The 19,586-nt window shown below is 39.5% G+C and carries 21 protein-coding genes; 3 read left to right on the top strand and 18 right to left on the bottom strand.

Translation table 11 applies throughout. The annotated features are described in order from the left end of the window. Positions 1–61: 61 nt before the first annotated feature. The 3 genes from DXX93_RS11160 to DXX93_RS11145 all read right to left on the bottom strand — a co-directional run bounded on the left by DXX93_RS11160 (position 62) and on the right by DXX93_RS11145 (position 1,923). Positions 62–571 (bottom strand): hypothetical protein, encoded by a 510-nt coding sequence (locus DXX93_RS11160; RefSeq protein WP_116008160.1) that lies wholly within the window; start codon positions 569–571, stop codon positions 62–64. Between the two features lie 123 nt (positions 572–694). Next, on the bottom strand, positions 695–994 hold the full coding sequence (locus tag DXX93_RS11155; protein WP_116008159.1) for a hypothetical protein: 300 nt from the start codon (positions 992–994) through the stop codon (positions 695–697). A 545-nt stretch (positions 995–1,539) separates the two neighbouring features. Next, positions 1,540–1,923, bottom strand: a complete 384-nt coding sequence (locus DXX93_RS11145) for a hypothetical protein (RefSeq protein WP_116008157.1) — start codon at positions 1,921–1,923, stop codon at positions 1,540–1,542. Between the two features lie 265 nt (positions 1,924–2,188). Here DXX93_RS11145 and DXX93_RS11140 point away from each other — a divergent pair. Then, positions 2,189–3,342 (top strand): IS3 family transposase gene (locus DXX93_RS11140; RefSeq protein WP_116006826.1). Its coding sequence is split into 2 segments (ribosomal slippage): positions 2,189–2,435 and positions 2,435–3,342, totalling 1,155 coding nucleotides; the frame shifts between segments, so codons are not numbered across the junction. Positions 3,343–4,090: 748 nt separating this feature from the next. Next, positions 4,091–5,299 carry an IS256 family transposase gene (locus DXX93_RS11130; RefSeq protein ID WP_116007348.1) on the top strand — a complete coding sequence of 403 codons (1,209 nt, stop codon included), beginning with the start codon at positions 4,091–4,093 and terminating at the stop codon, positions 5,297–5,299. Between the two features lie 9 nt (positions 5,300–5,308). On the opposite strand, the gene DXX93_RS11125 is transcribed toward DXX93_RS11130, so the two are convergent. The 7 genes from DXX93_RS11125 to DXX93_RS11100 all read right to left on the bottom strand — a co-directional run bounded on the left by DXX93_RS11125 (position 5,309) and on the right by DXX93_RS11100 (position 9,281). Then, positions 5,309–5,740, bottom strand: a complete 432-nt coding sequence (locus tag DXX93_RS11125) for a DUF3592 domain-containing protein (protein ID WP_116008155.1) — start codon at positions 5,738–5,740, stop codon at positions 5,309–5,311. A 70-nt stretch (positions 5,741–5,810) separates the two neighbouring features. Next, positions 5,811–6,410, bottom strand: a complete 600-nt coding sequence (locus tag DXX93_RS11120; RefSeq protein ID WP_116008154.1) for a hypothetical protein — start codon at positions 6,408–6,410, stop codon at positions 5,811–5,813. Between the two features lie 4 nt (positions 6,411–6,414). Further along, positions 6,415–6,729, bottom strand: a complete 315-nt coding sequence (locus tag DXX93_RS11115) for a hypothetical protein (RefSeq protein ID WP_116008153.1) — start codon at positions 6,727–6,729, stop codon at positions 6,415–6,417. Between the two features lie 138 nt (positions 6,730–6,867). Beyond that, the gene (locus DXX93_RS11110; protein ID WP_147302678.1) at positions 6,868–7,257 is read right to left on the bottom strand and encodes a hypothetical protein; all 390 of its coding nucleotides are present in this window, start codon (positions 7,255–7,257) and stop codon (positions 6,868–6,870) included. 106 nt (positions 7,258–7,363) lie between these two features. After that, the gene (locus tag DXX93_RS20810) at positions 7,364–7,537 is read right to left on the bottom strand and encodes a hypothetical protein (protein ID WP_181902204.1); all 174 of its coding nucleotides are present in this window, start codon (positions 7,535–7,537) and stop codon (positions 7,364–7,366) included. A 54-nt stretch (positions 7,538–7,591) separates the two neighbouring features. Then, the gene (locus DXX93_RS11105) at positions 7,592–8,785 is read right to left on the bottom strand and encodes an ISL3 family transposase (RefSeq protein WP_116006470.1); all 1,194 of its coding nucleotides are present in this window, start codon (positions 8,783–8,785) and stop codon (positions 7,592–7,594) included. Next, positions 8,727–9,281, bottom strand: coding sequence for a hypothetical protein (locus DXX93_RS11100; protein ID WP_147302677.1), 555 nt, complete (start codon positions 9,279–9,281; stop codon positions 8,727–8,729). The genes DXX93_RS11105 and DXX93_RS11100 overlap by 59 nt, the downstream gene beginning before the upstream one ends. A 39-nt stretch (positions 9,282–9,320) precedes the next feature. On the opposite strand from DXX93_RS11100, the gene DXX93_RS11095 reads away from it, so the two are divergent. Then, a protein-coding gene (locus DXX93_RS11095; RefSeq protein WP_441351376.1) for an IS630 family transposase occupies positions 9,321–10,350 on the top strand; the annotation gives its coding sequence in 2 pieces (ribosomal slippage) (positions 9,321–9,779 and positions 9,781–10,350; 1,029 coding nt in all). On the opposite strand, the gene DXX93_RS11090 is transcribed toward DXX93_RS11095, so the two are convergent. The 8 genes from DXX93_RS11090 to DXX93_RS11050 all read right to left on the bottom strand — a co-directional run bounded on the left by DXX93_RS11090 (position 10,343) and on the right by DXX93_RS11050 (position 19,030). Beyond that, a complete protein-coding gene (locus tag DXX93_RS11090) occupies positions 10,343–10,645 on the bottom strand; it encodes a hypothetical protein (protein ID WP_116008150.1) in 303 nt (100 codons plus the stop codon). The genes DXX93_RS11095 and DXX93_RS11090 overlap by 8 nt on opposite strands. A 125-nt stretch (positions 10,646–10,770) precedes the next feature. Then, positions 10,771–11,316: a restriction endonuclease gene (locus DXX93_RS11085; RefSeq protein WP_116008149.1), complete on the bottom strand. Its 546-nt coding sequence runs from the start codon at positions 11,314–11,316 to the stop codon at positions 10,771–10,773. Between the two features lie 507 nt (positions 11,317–11,823). Then, positions 11,824–12,339, bottom strand: coding sequence for a hypothetical protein (locus DXX93_RS11080; RefSeq protein WP_116008148.1), 516 nt, complete (start codon positions 12,337–12,339; stop codon positions 11,824–11,826). A 1,266-nt stretch (positions 12,340–13,605) separates the two neighbouring features. Next, a complete protein-coding gene (locus DXX93_RS11075; protein WP_147302676.1) occupies positions 13,606–14,067 on the bottom strand; it encodes a hypothetical protein in 462 nt (153 codons plus the stop codon). Positions 14,068–14,847: 780 nt separating this feature from the next. Beyond that, the gene (locus DXX93_RS11070) at positions 14,848–15,255 is read right to left on the bottom strand and encodes a hypothetical protein (protein WP_116007799.1); all 408 of its coding nucleotides are present in this window, start codon (positions 15,253–15,255) and stop codon (positions 14,848–14,850) included. A 131-nt stretch (positions 15,256–15,386) separates the two neighbouring features. Then, positions 15,387–15,953 carry a hypothetical protein gene (locus tag DXX93_RS11065; protein ID WP_147302666.1) on the bottom strand — a complete coding sequence of 189 codons (567 nt, stop codon included), beginning with the start codon at positions 15,951–15,953 and terminating at the stop codon, positions 15,387–15,389. A gap of 1,921 nt (positions 15,954–17,874) precedes the next feature. Beyond that, on the bottom strand, positions 17,875–18,306 hold the full coding sequence (locus DXX93_RS11055; RefSeq protein ID WP_116008145.1) for a tlde1 domain-containing protein: 432 nt from the start codon (positions 18,304–18,306) through the stop codon (positions 17,875–17,877). Between the two features lie 118 nt (positions 18,307–18,424). Beyond that, on the bottom strand, positions 18,425–19,030 hold the full coding sequence (locus DXX93_RS11050; RefSeq protein ID WP_116008144.1) for a hypothetical protein: 606 nt from the start codon (positions 19,028–19,030) through the stop codon (positions 18,425–18,427). Between the last annotated feature and the right edge of the window lie 556 nt (positions 19,031–19,586).

Raw genomic sequence — 19,586 nt, 5'->3', positions numbered from 1 at the left:
GCTAAACTGTGAAGCGAAGCGAAACCGAGCCAAACTTTAGCAGTCCCACTTGAACAGCTTGTTATATTTTCTTTAACTCACCAGAACCAAACATATAATAATGATCTGGAGCACCTGAATTTTGGGTGTTATACCAATTATGAACGGTTCTTGTAACAGTTAATGCTCCCGTATTTTCTTCGGTACGTGCGATAGAAAGCCAAATGCGCTCTAACCAATTGCCACCTTCTCTAGTGAGATAAACATGCCAACCTAGCTTATCAGGAACTACTTGAATGTTAGCGTCAGACATTTCCCAATCAGATTTTGATGTATATTTAAAATAGACTTCGGTAGATTTCTCTTTAAGGATAATCTTGATCCCTATGCCTGCCTTATCACTTCCATCTTTAGCCATAATTTCTAATAGCTCATCAGGCGCACTTTTAATGAAATATTTTCCTTTCCATTCTCCTAAAAGAGGGGAGTATTTTTTAATTGATTCTATTTTCTTCGAGATTTCAGGGTTAATTTGCTGTTCTTGAGCAAAAACACTGAATGGTAATGCAAATAGTAATACTAGAAATTTCATCGAAACCCTTTTGAAAATATAACGCTTTAGTTAAACGGCTTGTAATGGTTGGCTTGTGTTTTTGCGTCTTTTGCAAAAACCGAGACAAGCGTTACAAGTCCGATTGAACTACTTGTTAGCTATTTAATGCCAATGCCCATAAGGTATTTTTTCTGGATCATCTGGTAACAATCTCCATCCATCCTTTTTATCAACGTATCGACGTTTAAAGTTATTCCTCCGTGCCCCGTTAGGAACTAGCCCTGATAATAAATCTAATACATCGTTAGCTTGTGACGAGTTTCTTCCATGGGCAGCAATTACAGTTTTTAAAACTGGCAGTAGCTTTTTGTATTTTTTATTAGCGTCTTGTTTATCATTAAACAGCTTATAAAGTTCTTTTGCTGCATCAACAGGAAAACCAAAGATTTTAGTTGCCGACATAATTAACTCCTTTTAATTGTTTAGACAGTTGAAAAAAAACGTATAAATTGGGTGTTAAAAAAATAGCTGTTAAGATAGATATAATGATCATCTCTTCTTGGGAGTATCCTCCAGCAGAGAATTCATAAGCCAGAGTAGTTATGTTGGTCAAAATAAATAGACAAGCAGTTATGTCCCAAAAATAGCGAATTTTAGTCAGGTAATAGCAACTATATTTATACGCATAGCTATATAACCCAAATAATAACACCGGAAGTAAAAGCAAATTTAAAACAGACAGTTCCATGGGTATTTGAGGTTGAGTAATATCTGGTTCCATGAGTGATTCGTAAACTCTGTAGCTTGAAAACACCAAGACAAACCAAAACCATAACTTCCAAAATATCCTGTCTTTCATATATATCCCTATAAGTTTTTAGTGAATAGTAAAACGAACCTTCGAAAATAGCTAACGCCCAAATAACGGGCTTAAAATTGTGGGCTAAACTTGAGCGAAGCGAAAAGAGCCCGCGATTTTAAGTCCCAGTTAATTTGCTTGTTAGGTTTCATGACATTAAAACGCCAATGAAAACTAGACTAACCCCTATGCAAATGAATAAGGGAAAAATGGCATCTCCGGTAAACTGAAGTGCGCAGCCTATTAAATACATTGCAAATGATAGATTGATACCCAACTTAGCTTCCCAACCAACTAAACTGCGAGACTTGCGATAGACCGCTAAGAGAGCAAAAAAGCAAAGAATTAAACAAGCAGAACTAATTAAAATAGCAGGAAAGCCATAAATATGATTCCAATATTCATAACCGCCACGTCTAGGTATAGCTAAGTCTTGTTCTACTACACCTTTAATAAAACCTGGTGCATAGCCTAAAAACATCACACCGGGGATGCCGAGCCTAAATTGATTCCTTTCATTGCGACTTAACATGTCTCTCCTTGAAACCTAACGCCGCCAACACGGGCCGAGCGTAGCGAGGTCCAGCACCAGCTTGCTGGTGCGAACGTGCTTGGCCTTGTTAACTTTTTTCACGCTTTCTAGGGTTGTACTTTGACATAGCCTTTTTATTCCACTCTTTAAAAGATTCAATTTTATTGAGTTCTTCATCAAGTACTATGCCTCGTTTGGGATCTGATCTGATCCAATAGTTTTGGACACCTCATTAAGTGAGTAAAATAACTCACAGAGGTGAATAATGACATCCCAAAAGAAAATCCGAAAAACCTATTCAGTAGAATTCAAAGAAGAAGCTCTAAAGCTAGCAGCCAAAGTTGGAGTAGCACAGGCTGCACGTGAACTTAGCATTTATGAATCTCAACTTTACGCATGGAGAAGTTCGGCACAAAAAAAAGCATCCACATCTGAACGAGAAAGTTCTTTAGCCACAGAAAATGCGAAGTTAAAACGCCAATTAGCCGAACAAGCCGAGGAGCTAGAAATACTAAAAAAGGCGGCCACCTACTTCGCGAAAAACCAAAAGTAGCCAGATTTGAGTTTATTAAAGACAATCACGGCTCATTCTCCATTGTCAGAATGACTCGTGCATTGTCCGTTTCGCCAAGTGGGTATTATTCATGGTTGAAGGCTTGTCAACAGCCAAGCAAGCGAAAGCAGGCACAGCAAGTTCGTGATGAAAAAGTCAGGCACATTTTTGATGACAGTAAAGAGCGAGATGGTGCTAGACGCATCCAAGCTGAGCTTGAAGAACAAGGTCATAGACATGACATAAAAACCATCGCCAACAGCATGGAGCGTCAAGGGCTTGTTGCCAAAGCAGGGCGTAAGTTTAAAGTCACGACAGACAGTAAACATTCGTTACCTGTTGCACCGAATTTACTAGAACAGAATTTTACCAGCGACAAGCCAAATCAGAAATGGGCGGGTGATATCACCTATCTAATGACGAGCGAAGGCTGGTTATATCTAGCCGTTATCATTGACTTATACTCCCGCTCAGTGATTGGCTGGTCGATGAGTACCCGTATGACCTCAACGCTGGTCTGTGATGCTTTACAAATGGCTTTATGGCGCAGAGGCAAACCTAAGAATGTCATTGTGCATAGCGATCGTGGTAGCCAATATTGCTCACACGCTTATCGTGATTTGATTAAAAAGAACTGTTTAATCCAAAGCATGAGTCGAAAAGGCAACTGCTGGGACAATGCCTGTGTTGAAAGCTTCTTCCATTCAATGAAAGTTGAAGCGGTTCAATATGAGCCGATTATGAACCGAGAAACCATGCGCCAGCACATATTTGAGTACATCGAAATTGATTACAACAAAAAAAGAAGGCATAGTGCCTTGGGCTATTTAAGTCCTGAAAGATTTGAACAATTAAATGTCGCTTAATGCAGTGTCCAGTTTTACTGGTTCAGATCAGTACGCATAATTTGGTTTTAGAAGTTAACGCCCAAATAACGGGCTTAAAATTGTGGGCTAAACTTGAGCGAAGCGAAAAGAGCCCGCAGTTTTAAGTCCCAGTTCATTTGCTTGTTATGTTTTACTTACAAACGAACTAATTTTCATTGTGTGGGTTGAGCAAGAATCGGCATACCCAATATTACCGATTAGCTCATCGTCATCATACAAGACAGCTTTAATCTTTATAGATACATCGCCAGTAGCAACCATTGTTAGAGCGCAATGCCTTGGATTTAGTTTACAACTATAAACATTGCCTTTGGACGTCTCAAATATAACAGTGTCAATTCCTAGTTGAGTATCATTATTGACATGGAGTGAAATGCCGCCCGTTGGACAATCCAGAGTAGACTCTACAACAAAATATCCAAAGGTAACTAATACTCCAAGAACAAATGATATTAGAATGTTCACCAAGGCTCCCTGTAATACATAACGCTAAGCTAACGGGCAGTGACGTAGCGGCATAATCGGGAAGCGCCGCTGCGTTACTGTCCCAGTGTGGCACGCAGTGCTACACGTGTTAAGCGCCTTGTTATATCCAACCAATTGCCCTCCAAAAAAACCACCCGATAGGAACCCAAAAATAAAAACCAAATAGCAAAAAGCGACTCTGTAACTAAATCTGTGTAACTGCCTATTATTAATACCCATATAGGGTTTAGGATAGGTAGTTATGAACAAGAAAGAACTTGAAGTCTTTGCCAAGCAAGCGGCTAAATCCATCAAAACGGAAGCAGATTTAACGAACTTTCGTAAAATGCTTACCAAGGTAACGGTTGAAGCTGCGCTTAATGCGGAGCTGGATGAACACCTTGGTTATGTTCGTCATGAGCAATCCATCAACGATAATTCACGCAATGGCTATTCGCCCAAAACTATACGAACAGAAGATGGCGAGATTGATTTAGATACACCTCGTGATAGAGATTCTAGTTTTGAGCCTCAACTGGTTAAAAAGAATCAAACCCGCTTTACGTCAATGGATGACAAGATTTTATATCTGTATTCCAAAGGCATGACGACTCGTGAAATCGTGTCCACATTCAAGGAAATGTACGATGCAGATGTTTCACCAACACTGATTTCTCGTGTGACTGATGCGGTTATCGCTCAAGTCGTCGAGTGGCAAGCCAGGCCGCTTGATGCTGTTTACCCAATCGTCTATCTCGACTGCTTGGTTGTAAAAATACGCCAAGATAAGCAAGTCATCAACAAAGCCATTTACTTAGCCTTAGGCGTGAATATCGAAGGCCATAAAGAACTTCTAGGTATGTGGATATCAGAAAACGAAGGCGCGAAGTTCTGGCTTAACGTATTAACGGAGCTTCAAAACCGTGGCGTCAAAGATATCCTTATCGCCTGTGTCGATGGCCTTAAAGGTTTCCCTGATGCAATTAATACCGTTTATCCTGACACACAAATTCAGCTTTGTATTGTTCATATGGTGCGTAATTCATTGAAGTTTGTGCCGTGGAAAGACTACAAAGCCATCACGGCTGATTTAAAGCGCATATACCAATCGGTAACTGAAGATGAAGCCTTAATGGCCTTAGAGCAGTTTGAGCAACGCTGGGACAGTAAATATCCCAATATCTCTCGCTCATGGCGAAATAACTGGCAAAACGTTAGTACCATCTTCAATTACCCTGAAGATATCAGAAAAGCTATTTACACCACCAACGCTATTGAATCGCTGAACTCAGTTATACGTAAAGCCATTAAGAAACGTAAGCTGTTCCCACATGACGATTCGGCGAAAAAGGTGGTTTACTTAGCTATTGAGCAGGCATCTAAAAAATGGACGATGCCGATAAGAAATTGGAAATCGGCCTTAAATCGATTTATGATCGAATTCGAAGACCGATTAAAAGATGTTATTTAAAACTGGCAGTTACACAAAATGTGTTACAGGGTCCAAAAAGCCCATTGCCCCCAAATGATGATAGCCAAGCCCCGGCTTTAATGTGGATTGAGAAGGGTCCTTCGGATTTACAAACACGCGAACTTTCCAATTGAGGGCAAACTCACCTAATAACTCTTCAGCTGGCTTTCGCGTACCTGTCCCTGATATTCCAAAGCCTATGGTATTTGATTTGTATTTTTTACCATTAAAAACGTATTCATATTCAATATCTGGTTCAAAGGTGTCCGAATCATCGCTGTCTTTATAGGTTCTAACTTCGGATTTAGTTATTAAGGCATCGGTTTTTGCCCATAACCGTTTTCTAAAGTCGAAAATAGCAAACAATACAAAAGCAATAATGCCAACATTTACTGCTGCACTAAATATGAATTTAATATAAAAATCTTCAGATGTTTCCATGGATATAACGGCTTAAATATGGGGCGCCAACTTGTTGGCGTCCCAGCACAGTTTACTGTGCGAGCATAATTTATTTGTTAGCTTTAAATGACGACAACAAACGATTGATATGCTCTTCTTTAAAAGCCCCAGAAAGTTGAATAACATGATTGTGATTAGCTGGCACTATGTATAGTAGTTGGTTATTCATATCATAGCTTTTTACCCAGTATGCATTCATTTTCGTACCTTGATACTTAACAAATGCAGATGCGTCGTTCAACCCCATAATTTGCCTAGCAACCTTAACTGCTTTCGACGATTGAGTAGGAGTATGAATTTCATCAAAAAAGCTAGTTATGTCACTGACATTCAATTTTTGATAATAACCATTTTCATTTAACCCTCCCGTTGTTTTAGACTCATTTAACACTGAAAAAATGATCTCATTATTTTTTGCAAACCACTCGTCTTTACTTTTAAAGTAGGTGCCAATTCCATCTACATTGAGCAATAAAACTTCTTTGAGCTTGCTTTTAGGGAAGTTAAATAGAATGTCATCTATATTAGATATGCTTATTCCAATACAATTATTACATTCGGATATTTCAGGCCACGGCTTTTGAGCGACTTCGATGGCTTTTACATTTAAGGCCAACAAACAAAATATAAATAAAGAATAAAGTTTCATATTGCTACCCTAGTATAGACGCTCTATCTAATTCTCGAGACCAAACATGAATTACTTGCCTCGCACATGTTAAAGATACGCTATCCCGAAATCTATCTAACATTGCACGCCCAAAATTCGTAGCAAACCATGTTATGGTAGCTCTGCCCCCTGGTGGTGTTGGTACCCAAGCTAGTGCATTAGAACACTTCCTAGTTTCTATCAACATTTTTCCAAATATATTTGCAACTTTATCATTTACTGACCCCGTAAACTTTTTGTTTACTCCTGCTCCCTTATAAAAAGCATTAATTGCATCTCTTACTACTTCTTTTTCCATGTCATTCTCCTTAATTATGACTGTATTTTTTAAAGCTAACGCTTAAAATAAACGGCTAAAAATGCTTGGCTATACTTGTGAGTGAAACGAACCAAGACAAGCGTTTTTAGTCCGCTTTAATTTTCTTGTTAGAGGTACTTAATATTTTAGCCCTAAAGCTAAAACAAGCCCCAAAAATAAACCAGCCACCAATGTTAGCCCATGTGTTAACGCTTTATATGATTTTTCATCTTTTGTGGGTGTTGCTAGTGATTCCATATTTGCTAGTTTTACTTTCAACTCTGAAAGCTCGGTTAATTGGTAGGAGTACTTTAATTCTCCATACTCTTTACACGTGTCTGCAATACAATTTCTGATGTGAACAAGTTGACCTTTTTGACTCGCTTCATTTACATATTGCGTCAATAAATTTTCTGCACCAATAATCCCTATATTTTTTAAAATAGTTTTGGGGTCTTGCTTAGTTAATTTTCCAACTAACTGTAACAAAATCATCTCGCTTTCATCCATGTTTGGGGAATTGTTCATAGTACCTCTAACGCTTAAATAAACGGATAAAAATGCTTGGCTATACTTTGTGAGCGAAGCGAACTAAAGCCAAGCGTTTTTAGTCCGATTTAATTTTCTTGTTAGGTTAATACTGGGCTTTGTTATTTTTTAAATACTCTTTGAAAGAGTAATGAAAATTTAAGACATGCTCATTTGCTGCCTTTTCTTCACATTTAACACGAATATTTGATAAATCAATATATGGTTGAAGCATTCCAGATTGCTCTAATTGTAATGCTAATTCTGCTTTTTGAGCCAACTCCGTTAGGTTACTTCCGAAATTTTCAGCTTTAGGGATACCCTTATTTTTGGTTCATCGCGGCTTTCCGGGGAAAGCTGCTTTTATCTTTAAAAAGAAATATTCTATATCTCGGTATCCATACGCCATTCGCTTAATCAGTTTGATTTTATTGTTCATGCCTTCCAAGGTACATGTGTTCATCCGATAGATTGCTGAAGAAGTGATGCCATGCAGGTATGGTTTGAGCCTTTGAGCAAAGGCAATCAATGGTTTAATGCCACTTTCAATGACTTGTTGCCACCAGCATTGCCAGAGATTTTTGGCTTGCTCTTCATCCTCGCAATACCAAAGTTCTTTGAGTTGCTCACCTAATAGATACACCACCATTAAGTCTCGGTTCATGCTGAGCAGTTCATCTAGGTATCCTTGCTGATGAGTATTTAAGTTATCTCGGTTCTTAAGTAAAACCCAACGAGAGCGTTTAACCCAACGCCTGGCCTGCTTGTCATGCTTGAGCTGGTTGGCTTGGTCAACGCGAACGCGATCAACAACCTCGCGACCGTATTTAGCCACGACATGAAAAAGGTCGTAAACGATGCGAGCCTGTGGGCAGTGTTGCTTAACTTCCAAGTCGAAGGCCGTGTTCATGTCCATTGCAACAGCTTCAATTTGCTGGCAATGCTCACCAAGTGACTCAAAGAACGGGCGAATATGCTGCCTTGCTCTACCAACGCCAATCCAGAGCACTTGGTAAGTGTCCGCGTCTGCGATGACTGTGGCGTATCGATGACCTTTAAACAGGGCAAATTCGTCCATGACTAAGCGTTTTACGCGCGACCAATTCGGCGCTTTAACTTGTTGTGCAAGCCGCGCTTTATCAATTTGTTTGATGGTATGCCAATGAAGTCCTGTCACCTCTGAGATATGCTTGATAGGTAGGATTGGCAATAACCCTTCGACGTAACTTTGAAGTCGTTTGGTTATCCGGGCGAATGGCTCTAGCCAACGAATTGATTCCGTAACAACACCGCAGTTTGGGCAGACAATTCGCCGTGTCTTAACAGCTAAGCTCACCTTACGACCCAGCATCGTAGCATCTTGGATATTACGCCAAGACGAATCGTGAATACTGTTAGTTAATTGACCACAACGGCATCGACCTGAGCTGTTAGGCTCTAACGTGAAGTGAATGGATGTAGGATTGGTTTCAATATTTGTGACATGAAACCCTTCCCAAAACTGGGCAAGAAAAGTAAGCTCTGACATAGAAACGGTAGTTTGGGTGTTGTTTTTGTTTTGGCGAACTAAACATTACCTTTACTACCGTTTTCATTTCTAGTCCCGCTAATATGCGAAGAACCTTATTTTTAGCCCAAGCAATTGTTGCTGCCGCAGCCCTTAAAGCACCTAAAGACTTTAAAACTCTTTTTTGTTCCTCTGTGAATTTTCCACACTTGGCAGAAAGCCACTCTTCGTAAAAAGGAACACGAGAATAAAATTCCATTTTCGCCTCAGACATGTTTAATATATCAACATTAGTAGAATCAGTTTCAAACATCCTTTCAATAAGAGTTTGTTTTACTCCCATTTTTTTCAAGTAATCTTCACTAGATTCTCTTAATGCATCATACCTCTTTTTTGCTTCCAGAGATGACAAGTTAGCAAAATATGATTTATCAAAATACGGTCTGTGAAGTCCAATAACGCCACCAATGTCTCTTTCTACGCCAGCGGAGAGAATAATACCAATTGAAATAAACATGTGATCTAATAGCCATGACTTTTCAACCAGTAGATCAGCATGCATCACCCAACAGAATTAAAAAAGCTCGCCCAACAAGAAAGTAACGCGAGAGTCCGAATGAGGTTGCTCGCCATTTATCACTTTTCACTTGGTCAAAATAGAGCGCAAATAGCTCAATTACTCGGTGTTGCTCGAGGCAGCGTTAATAAATGGGTTAACAGCTACCTATCGGCAGGGCTTAAAGGGCTGCAATCCAAAGTAAACAAGGGGAGACCCTCCAAACTCTCACAAGCGCAACTGAATCAGCTGTCAGCATTTGTGTTGTCCCATGCAGAAAAAAACAGTGGCGGTAGACTGATTGGGGAAGATATTCAACAGTTCATTGCTCAAGAATTTGATGTGACTTATTCACTACGCAATATCTATCACCTGCTCCATGCGCTCGGCTTTAGTTGGATAACGAGCCGCTCCAAGCATCCTAAGCAATCCGAACAAGCCCAAGCGGTTTTTAAAAACCTTCCGACTGGAAACGATCCTTAACACCCCATGGCATGTCCAGCCCGAAGACGTTGATGTGTGGTTCCAAGATGAGGCTCGTTTTGGCCAGCAAAATCAAGTAACAAGAACGTGGGCGAAAAAAGGAAGTCGTCCACGGGCGGTTAAACAACAGCAGTTTGACTACGGCTATTTATTTGGTGCTGTTTGCCCTTCGACAGGCCAAACCGAAGCGCTAATTACGCCGCTCGTCAATAAAGCGATGATGACAGAGCACTTGTCTCAAATATCCAAAGCTACACCTCAGGGTAGACATGCGGTGGTTATCATTGATGGTGCGGGGTGGCATACAATGGATACAGCTAGTCCATTTTCTAATCTTACGCTAATCAAGTTGCCACCCTATTCACCAGAGCTAAACCCAATTGAGCAAGTGTGGCAATGGTTACGCCAGCACTGTTTATCTAATCGTGTATTCAGCGGGTTTGATGAAATAGTAGAACAAGTCTCAGTGGCCTGGAATACATTCATTTCGGATATTGATAGGGTGAAAAAACTCTGTACTCGCGATTGGATCAAGGTGGTCAGATAATTATTTCAATTGGTATAAATACGCAAGCACTGAAACATTCTTCGCCTGAATGCACAGGTATTTGACTTGCCCTTATTATTTCACCGATATGGATAGCTTCGTCTAAGTTACCGCCTCTCGATGAAATAAAGAAAATAGTAGGCGCTACCTCCCATGAAGTGAACTCTAAAAGAAACTTAGCTGCATCACCTTTTTTAATTTCACCATGCATAGAAAAAGTCCCACCTAGTTTCAAAAACTCCATAGATTGGACACTAAATGTAAATATGAATGACAAAAAAATTATTAATCTCATTATGACTCCTTTCTCTGAGATTGATTTGCAAACCTAACGCTTAAATAAACGGCTAAAATTGCTTGGCTATACTTGTGAGTGAAACGAACCAAGCCAAGCGTTTTTAGTCCGATTTAATTTTCTTGTTAGGGTTCTTTTACAAATGACAGAAAGCTTTCATCAAACTGAACCGCTTTTGCAGAAAAATTACCATTATCATTTTCTTGGTAGCTCCATCCCATAAACTCAGGAAATTCAATCCAGCTTGGCTTAGGTGCAGGATAGGCTGATCTTGTTTCGTAATTAGCATCCCCGTTTACAATAGATACAAGGGCAATTCCATGTTCAGTTGCATATTTTATAGCACCAGATTGAAATCCTGTCGTGGCAAAAAGAATACCTTTTTGAGCACCAAGAGAACGAACTCTATCGTGTAATATTTGAACCAAACTTCTAGGGATAGCATTCTTGTGCTTTTTACATTCAACAATTACTTTAAATTCAGCCCCAAAAGCTTCAAATGTAGCTAATACATCTATTTGATAAGTACCATCATGAGCTTCTAAATCAACATCATGTTTTACTTCAATATTTTTTAATTCACTTCCTGAAGACTCTAACCACTTTTTTGTGGCTATTTCGAATTCTATTGGTGTTATATCAATTCCTGTATCTGAAAATGGATTTCTCAATTCTTAACTCCAAACTTCGATTGAACCCTAACGCCCCAATAAGGGGCTGATAAATGCTTGGCTATACTTGTGTAGCGAAGCGGAACCGAGCCAAGCGTTAGCAGTCCCGCTTTATTGGCTTGTTAGCTGAATAGTTTACTGTAACCACAAAACTATCAGCAACAAACAATGGTAAATACGTTTGTAAGGAACCCGCAACAACGTCCACCACTACCCGACAAACTTGAATTTGAGCCGTTTTTACTTTGGTTTATTTGAGCCCATAAAACTGAAACGGCGAAAATGCTTTAGCAAAAAGTACGAAACAAGATTGGCACGAATAACTCACCAAACCAAAGAAACACAACACCAGCCAAACTCTTGTTTTACCGCCAAACCACAAACTATTTTTACTTGAATTAGTGGTGGCAGATAACGCCCCAATAAGGGGCTGATAAATGCTTGGCTAAACTGTGTAGCGGAGCGGAACTGAGCCAAGCTTTAGCAGTCCCGCGCTTAATTGGCTTGTTAGCTTTCTTTGTAAAACTGCTCGAAAAGCCTGCTGAACCGTTTACCTTTTGAAAAATAAAACAAGAATCCAAAAGTAAACATAAAATAAAACATAAGTCCCCAACCAACAAGCGAGCTATTGTTTGGGATTAAATAAATTCTAACTAGGAAAAATACAAGTAAAACACCTGAGAAAGTAACTAGCATTGTTTTAGCTTTTTTATCAGTGCAGATGTACTGCAACAATTTTAAATTTTTGGTTATAAGAAAAGAAACCGATATAAATAAAAGTAAGGCTATTTCAATTTTACCGTTGTGCATGTATATAGCTAAAAAGCATGGAGAAAATAAAAGAGGTAATACTTGTTTTTTATATTCTTCTATTTTTGTTCTTTTATTAAACCCTTCGGGGTTTTTATGCTTCTCGATATCTTCAGTACCTGCCGTTGAAGAGCAACCGCAATTTGTGCAATGAGTTTTATTTGAGTCATTACCAAAACTACAGGCGTTACATGTCCATCTATAACCTTTCATAAAACTCCATTCTTGATGAGAAAGCTAACGCCGCAATAAACGGCAAGTAATGCTTGGCTAAAATCCGCGAGGCACGAGCGCGAGCCAAGCGTTACGCGTCCGATTGATTGTTTTGTTATGTAATTTTTCTTACTTTACATTGGGTTGGGTTAAAAGCCAACCTTAGAAAGTATTTGAACCCAGCCTGCCAGCTACTTGCCACCACAACACACAAAGCCTGAATTTTGAGCCGCAAACTGTTCTTGAAAAAAGCACTAAATACTATCGGCGAAAAACACATGAACGTGCTTATAAATTCTGAAAAAAGCGCTTGATTTGACTAGCTTTCATCCTTGGCATTGTGGTGGTACATAACGCCCAAATAACGGGCTTAAAATTGTGGGCTAAACTTGAGCGAAGCGAAAAGAGCCCGCAGTTTTAAGTCCCAGTTAATTTGCTTGTTATGTAATTTACCTTACTTTACGGAGAGTTAGAATAAAAGCTAAACCTAGAAAGTATACGTACTGAACCTGCCAGCCACTCGCCACCACAACACACAGAATCTGAATTTTGAGCCGCAAACTGTTCTCGAAAAAAGCACTAAATGCTAACGGCGAAAAACGCATGAACGCGCGAATAAATTCAGAAAAGGGCGCTTGAATTTATTAACATTCATCCTTGAAATTGTGGTGGTACATAACGCTTGCGATAAGCGGCTTAAAACAGCTGGCTATACTTGTGAGCGCAGCGAATCGAGCCAGCTGTTTTAAGTCCGATTCATTGCCTTGTTATGCAAACCCTCTGAGGCCACTAAAGCCTAACAACACTGCCAATGCTTGTAGAAGAGGCGGAAGATACAACAGCTATTGCACCCACAACACTCGATGCCTGCCTTTTGAGCCACACGCCAATACTAGAATTAGCGATACACCCTAGCCTGCTTGGAACCAATGTCAAAATTTGCAACTTGAATAGCAGGAAAAACCTAATTTACCTGCAAACTAAATACTCGAAAGCAACCATACCTGATTGAGCGGTAACTACAAGATTAGATTGGCGAAAAACTCATTTAGCCAACACAACTTTACTTTGCTAGTACCCAATAACTCACAACACCAAAGAATGAATCACACCCGATCTTAAATAAAAAAAGGCTGAACTAGCAGATTATTAAATTCTGATTTTGTGGGTGGGCATAACGCCCGCATAACGGGCAAAAAATTGCTGGCTAAAATCAGCGACGAAGGAGCAAAAGCCAACAGTTTTTTGTCCCTGTTAATGCGCTTGTTAGGGCTTACATCTTGCCGTCGACCTACCAATACCAGCGCGCTGATCTTTGACAAATGTATTTAAAACATCCTCTCGCCCATACTCAATTGCTTTCGCTTCAATTAAAGATAAAAGGGCTTTGGCTTTTATTGCTTTGCTATTATGTTCAGGGTCATCTGCGCATTGTTGATTGAAATTGATACTAGACGCTTCATCAATGAATTTAAGGGTTAGGATAGATAACTCATTGTCTTTTGATTGTTCTTGCAATAGTTTCTCTTTTTTCTCAAGCTCTTTCCACTTCTCTTCAAATTGTCGCAATTTGAAGTCCGCTTCCATATTGAGTTTTATGGCGTTTTCTTGCTCTTTTAATGCGGCTAGTCTCTGCTGATCAAGATAATACCAGCCACCAGCAAATAGGAGAGATACAGTCAAAAATGAAGCAAGTGACTCTTTGATTTTCTCGATTGATATTTTCACTGATCCTCCTTGAGCCATAACGCCGCAATAAGCGGCAAGTAATGCTTGGCTAAAATCCGCGAGGCACGAGCGCGAGCCAAGCGTTACGCGTCCGTTTGATTGTTTTGTTATGTAATTTTTCTTACTTTACATTGGGTTGGGTTAAATTCCAAACTCAGAAAGTATACGTACCGAACCTGCCCGCAACTGGCCACCACAATACGCTAAACCTGAATTTTGAGCCGCAAGCTGTTCTTGGAAAAAAGCACTAAATGCTAACGGCGAAAAACGCATGAACGCGCGAATAAATTCAGAAAAGGGCGCTTGAATTTATTAACATTCATCCTTGAAATTGTGGTGGTACATAACGCCGCAATAAACGGCGCGAAATGCTTGGCTAAACTAAGCGAGGCACGAGCGCGAGCCAAGCGTTACGCGTCCGATTGATTGTTTTGTTATGTAGAATTGCCTTACTTTACCGAGAGTTCGACTAAATGCCAAACACGGAAAGTATTTGAACTCAGCCTGCCAGCAACTTACCACCACAACACGCTGAATCTGAATTTTGAGCCGCCAATTGTTCTAGAAAATAAAGCTAATTACAATCGGCGAAAAACACATGAACGTGCGATTAAATTTAGAATAGGGCGCTTGATTTGATTAACCTTCATCCTTGAAATTGTGGTGGTACATAACGCCGCCATATGGGGCGCACAAATGCTTGGCTAAAATCAGCGACGAAGGAGCGCAAGCCAAGCGTTTTGCGTCCCTGCCATAATGGCCTTGTTAGGTTCATAACCTCTAAGGCCAATGCCTACAACTTTGTGGATTACCGCCTTCATCATGGCCCCAGCTTTTTATTACGTATGTTTCGGGATCTACTACTAGGTAAAATTTACATTTTCCGATCCATTCTTTGTGTCCACGCATCTCATTTTTGTTGTAAAAGTTTGGGAGAACCTCAGCATCAAACCAATGTTGAATAATGTCACCGTTTTCATTGACTGAGGTGTGAGTAAAGCCTTCTCCTGCTACTAAATAATCAGCACGAATAAGCTCACCTGCATTCTCAAACCTATGGGGCTCCATCCGCCAAGCTTTTTTCCCAATTAATTTGTCTTGAAATTCTGCCCAAGGTTCATAGCCGACAGCACAGCCAGATAAAAAATAAATGATGAAAAAGGCTGCAAAAAGATGAATGTTATTCATATATGTCCTTAGCACCACGGCTGGATAATTTGGGTGAACCTAACGCCCGCATAACGGGCAAAAAATTGTTGGCTATAATCAGCGACGAAGGAGCAAAAGCCAACAGTTTTTTGTCCCTGTTAATGCGCTTGTTAGGCTTTGATCTTACTATCAAGTTTTTGAATCTCAAGCACAACTTTTGAAGTTAAGTGCTTGCAAAGCTCTATTTCCCGATCAAGTGATTTATCTGTTGGGTGAGAGTAGTTGATTACAGGAATAAAAACCTTTGACTCGCTGCCATTAGTCGCTAAATAAACCTCTCCTTGCTCATAAACACTACTATCCGAATGAGCTACATATTTGTTTCTGGTTTTTATAATGTTTAGGTGAGTCTTATAAAACATAGATTCATTTTGAAAATAATTTTTGGGTTTTAAAGACAGCCCACGTTCATTGCCTGAAGCAAAACACTTTCCATATTTAATAACAAAGGCATCATATATAGGTTTTGCTATTTCTGATTCTTGGCAGCTTTTGAGTAAATGTAGATATTCAAAACAAGAAGACAAGTCTCTAACTATGTACTCCAAAGCTAATCTTCTCTTTGCAATTTTTCCTGTAACTTCTTGATGTTGGCATTTTTTACCATCATAGAAAGTGGTGTATGTTATTTCGGAAGAATCAGGGCAAATGTTGGATTTTATGCTGAATTTACTCATATGCTCCATAAAAGCCTAACGCCGCAATAAACGGCAAGTAATGCTTGGCTAAAATCCGCGAGGCACGAGCGCGAGCCAAGCGTTACGCGTCCGATTGATTGTTTTGTTATGTAATTTTTCTTACTTTACATTGGGTTGGGTTAAAAGCCAACCTTAGAAAGTATTTGAACCCAGCCTGCCAGCTACTTGCCACCACAACACACAAAGCCTGAATTTTGAGCCGCAAACTGTTCTTGAAAAAAGCACTAAATACTATCGGCGAAAAACACATGAACGTGCTTATAAATTCTGAAAAAAGCGCTTGATTTGACTAGCTTTCATCCTTGGCATTGTGGTGGTACATAACGCCCAAATAACGGGCTTAAAATTGTGGGCTAAACTTGAGCGAAGCGAAAAGAGCCCGCAGTTTTAAGTCCCAGTTAATTTGCTTGTTATGTAATTTACCTTACTTTACGGAGAGTTAGAATAAAAGCTAAACCTAGAAAGTATACGTACTGAACCTGCCAGCCACTCGCCACCACAACACACAGAATCTGAATTTTGAGCCGCAAACTGTTCTCGAAAAAAGCACTAAATGCTAACGGCGAAAAACGCATGAACGCGCGAATAAATTCAGAAAAGGGCGCTTGAATTTATTAACATTCATCCTTGAAATTGTGGTGGTACATAACGCTTGCGATAAGCGGCTTAAAACAGCTGGCTATACTTGTGAGCGCAGCGAATCGAGCCAGCTGTTTTAAGTCCGATTCATTGCCTTGTTATGCAAACCCTCTGAGGCCACTAAAGCCTAACAACACTGCCAATGCTTGTAGAAGAGGCGGAAGATACAACAGCTATTGCACCCACAACACTCGATGCCTGCCTTTTGAGCCACACGCCAATACTAGAATTAGCGATACACCCTAGCCTGCTTGGAACCAATGTCAAAATTTGCAACTTGAATAGCAGGAAAAACCTAATTTACCTGCAAACTAAATACTCGAAAGCAACCATACCTGATTGAGCGGTAACTACAAGATTAGATTGGCGAAAAACTCATTTAGCCAACACAACTTTACTTTGCTAGTACCCAATAACTCACAACACCAAAGAATGAATCACACCCGATCTTAAATAAAAAAAGGCTGAACTAGCAGATTATTAAATTCTGATTTTGTGGGTGGGCATAACGCCGCAATAAACGGCAAGTAATGCTTGGCTAAACTAAGCGAGGCACGAGCGCGAGCCAAGCGTTACGCGTCCGTTTGATTGTTTTGTTATGTAATTTTTCTTACTTTACTGAGGTTTGGATTAAAAGCCAAACTTAGAAAGTATTTGAACCCAACCTGCCAGCTACCCGCCACCACAACACACTAAATCTGAATTTTGAGCCGCTAATTGTTCTTGATAAAAGCTTTAAACGTTAACGGCGAAAAACACATGAACGTGCGAATAAATTCAGAAAAGAGTGCTTGCCTTGATTGATTTTCATCCTTGATTTTGTGGTGGTACATAACGCTTAAATAACGGGCTTAAAACTGTGGGCTAAACTTGAGCGAAGCGAAAATAGCCCACAGTTTTAAGTCCTGTTTATTTTCTTGTTAGAGTTACTTGCTTAGAAATATAAAAAACTATTTTTATGATAATCAATGGGAAACTTAGAATTAATGCATTTACGCAAATATAGATAAATCCATCGTACGCTTTACCTGGTAGCAAGGCATAAAACTCAAAAAATTTATCAATAGAGAGCACTGTAAACCACGATATTAAAACGTAAAAGATATTACCTAATTTAAATAGATAAAAAACAATTAAACTTAAAATTAAAACAATGATATAGCCGTAATTTAAATTTGAGCTAAAAACATTAAACGTGAACAATATGGCGCTTAAAATAACCACAATACTTAGGTGTAAAAAGAAGGATTTCATTTGTGACTTACCTAACTTCTAACTGCACTGTACCGCTTGCCATAATCATTGACTTTATTAGGTTGGTTTCTCTAGAGCCACTGATTCCTCCTCCTATATCAATACAACCCGCAGATCCAGATTTACTACCTCCATGTAAGAAAAAACCTTTACGGCCATAAGTCTGAGTCCCAGTTGCGGGTATAAGTCTAACTCTCCAGTCGCCCCAGTCACCTCTAGTATTGCGAGCAAGGTCACCTATAATTCCAGGATCACTCAGGTCAGAAGACCTAATAATATAATTTCCAACAGGAATTGGGCCTTGCCACTCTGCTTTTTGACATGATTTTGAGTTATTATTTCTGCACTCTCCCCGTCCACTAGTAGCTGGATATGTTCCAGAAAAAGTAGAAGATTGAACATATAGTTTTCTAGCTTCAATGCTAAATATCATTTTCATACACACTCCTTGTTTGAACACTGTAACTCTAACGCCCAAATAACGGGCTTAAAATTGTGGGCTAAACTTGAGCGAAGCGAAAAGAGCCCGCGATTTTATGTCCCAGTTCATTTGCTTGTTAGCTGATCATACTAACTATCACTACAATAATTAGCACTATATTAGCAGCAGCCAAAATTGCTACACTGCTCTCTAGCTTCCCAAGCCTTGAATAAATTTCTACCGGTATTTCGTATACACTGGTAGTTTGATGGCGGGTTGTAACACCATGAACGAAAAAATTTACAGAAAGGGGGATTGCAAACAAGGCACTAATTACCTCAAATACAAATAACCAAGATTTAAAATAACTTAAATCCTCCGTTTCCTGTTTATCTAGGAGTTCCTTCAATGGCCCTAGTTCATAAATTATTTTCTCTTCTGTTTCACCATTTTCGATTAAGCGTTTTATAACACCTTGGTTTTGCTTTATTTGGCCATTAGATTTTTCTAACTGATTTAGTTTTAAATCATAGTTTTGCGCGACTATGTCATCAGACATCATTTGCATCTTATGTACGGTAACTAGAATAACCGATGCACATACTAAAAGAGAAACTGATAAAAAGATGTATTCCCATGATTTCATCTTTCGATGACTAAAAAAGGAAATAATTAAAAGCAATATTGGTAAAGCATATAGACCTATCAAGGCAATGGTCTTTATTAGAGCAACTGACTCCATATTTTAATTTACTACTCCGTGATTTGATTGAACAGCTAACGCTTGCGATAAGCGGCTAAAAACGCTTGGCTATACTAGTGAGCGCAGCGAACTAAGCCAAGCGTTTTTAGTCCGATTCATTGCCTTGTTATGCAAATTTTCTGACGCCACCTAAACCTGACAATACAGCCAATGCTTGTAGAAGAGGCGGAAGATACAACAACCCACACGCCCACAACACTCAACACTTGCCTTTTGAGCCACACACCAAAATTAGAATTAGCGATAAGCCCTAATCTGATTGGAACCCTTGTCAGAATTTGCACCGTAAACCGCAGGGAAACATAATTTACCTGCAAACTAAATACTCGAAAGCAACCATACCTGATTGAGCGGTAACTACAAGATTAGATTGGCGAAAAACTTATTTGGCCTACACAATTTTACTTTGCTGGAAACTGAAAGCTGCAACACCAAAGAATGAACCACACTCGATCTTAAATGAAAAAGCTGCCCTAGCAGATTATTTAATTCTGATTTTGTGGGTGTGCATAACGCCCGCATAACGGGCAAAAAA

Source organism: Thalassotalea euphylliae (assembly GCF_003390335.1).
Lineage (GTDB): Bacteria > Pseudomonadota > Gammaproteobacteria > Enterobacterales > Alteromonadaceae > Thalassotalea_F > Thalassotalea_F euphylliae_B.
The sequence above is the reverse complement of the archived record's forward strand: the minus strand, read 5'-3'. Positions and strand labels throughout refer to the sequence as shown.

What these genes read in the sequence shown, in the direction of transcription:
- DXX93_RS11160 (WP_116008160.1), bottom strand. Translation starts at nt 571, where the DNA reads ATGAAATTTCTAGTATTACTATTTGCATTACCATTCAGTGTTTTTGCT.
- DXX93_RS11155 (WP_116008159.1), bottom strand. Translation starts at nt 994, where the DNA reads ATGTCGGCAACTAAAATCTTTGGTTTTCCTGTTGATGCAGCAAAAGAA.
- DXX93_RS11145 (WP_116008157.1), bottom strand. Translation starts at nt 1,923, where the DNA reads ATGTTAAGTCGCAATGAAAGGAATCAATTTAGGCTCGGCATCCCCGGT.
- DXX93_RS11130 (WP_116007348.1), top strand. Translation starts at nt 4,091, where the DNA reads ATGAACAAGAAAGAACTTGAAGTCTTTGCCAAGCAAGCGGCTAAATCC.
- DXX93_RS11125 (WP_116008155.1), bottom strand. Translation starts at nt 5,740, where the DNA reads ATGGAAACATCTGAAGATTTTTATATTAAATTCATATTTAGTGCAGCA.
- DXX93_RS11120 (WP_116008154.1), bottom strand. Translation starts at nt 6,410, where the DNA reads ATGAAACTTTATTCTTTATTTATATTTTGTTTGTTGGCCTTAAATGTA.
- DXX93_RS11115 (WP_116008153.1), bottom strand. Translation starts at nt 6,729, where the DNA reads ATGGAAAAAGAAGTAGTAAGAGATGCAATTAATGCTTTTTATAAGGGA.
- DXX93_RS11110 (WP_147302678.1), bottom strand. Translation starts at nt 7,257, where the DNA reads ATGAACAATTCCCCAAACATGGATGAAAGCGAGATGATTTTGTTACAG.
- DXX93_RS11105 (WP_116006470.1), bottom strand. Translation starts at nt 8,785, where the DNA reads ATGTCAGAGCTTACTTTTCTTGCCCAGTTTTGGGAAGGGTTTCATGTC.
- DXX93_RS11100 (WP_147302677.1), bottom strand. Translation starts at nt 9,281, where the DNA reads ATGTTTATTTCAATTGGTATTATTCTCTCCGCTGGCGTAGAAAGAGAC.
- DXX93_RS11090 (WP_116008150.1), bottom strand. Translation starts at nt 10,645, where the DNA reads ATGAGATTAATAATTTTTTTGTCATTCATATTTACATTTAGTGTCCAA.
- DXX93_RS11080 (WP_116008148.1), bottom strand. Translation starts at nt 12,339, where the DNA reads ATGAAAGGTTATAGATGGACATGTAACGCCTGTAGTTTTGGTAATGAC.
- DXX93_RS11070 (WP_116007799.1), bottom strand. Translation starts at nt 15,255, where the DNA reads ATGAATAACATTCATCTTTTTGCAGCCTTTTTCATCATTTATTTTTTA.
- DXX93_RS11065 (WP_147302666.1), bottom strand. Translation starts at nt 15,953, where the DNA reads ATGAGTAAATTCAGCATAAAATCCAACATTTGCCCTGATTCTTCCGAA.
- DXX93_RS11055 (WP_116008145.1), bottom strand. Translation starts at nt 18,306, where the DNA reads ATGAAAATGATATTTAGCATTGAAGCTAGAAAACTATATGTTCAATCT.
- DXX93_RS11050 (WP_116008144.1), bottom strand. Translation starts at nt 19,030, where the DNA reads ATGGAGTCAGTTGCTCTAATAAAGACCATTGCCTTGATAGGTCTATAT.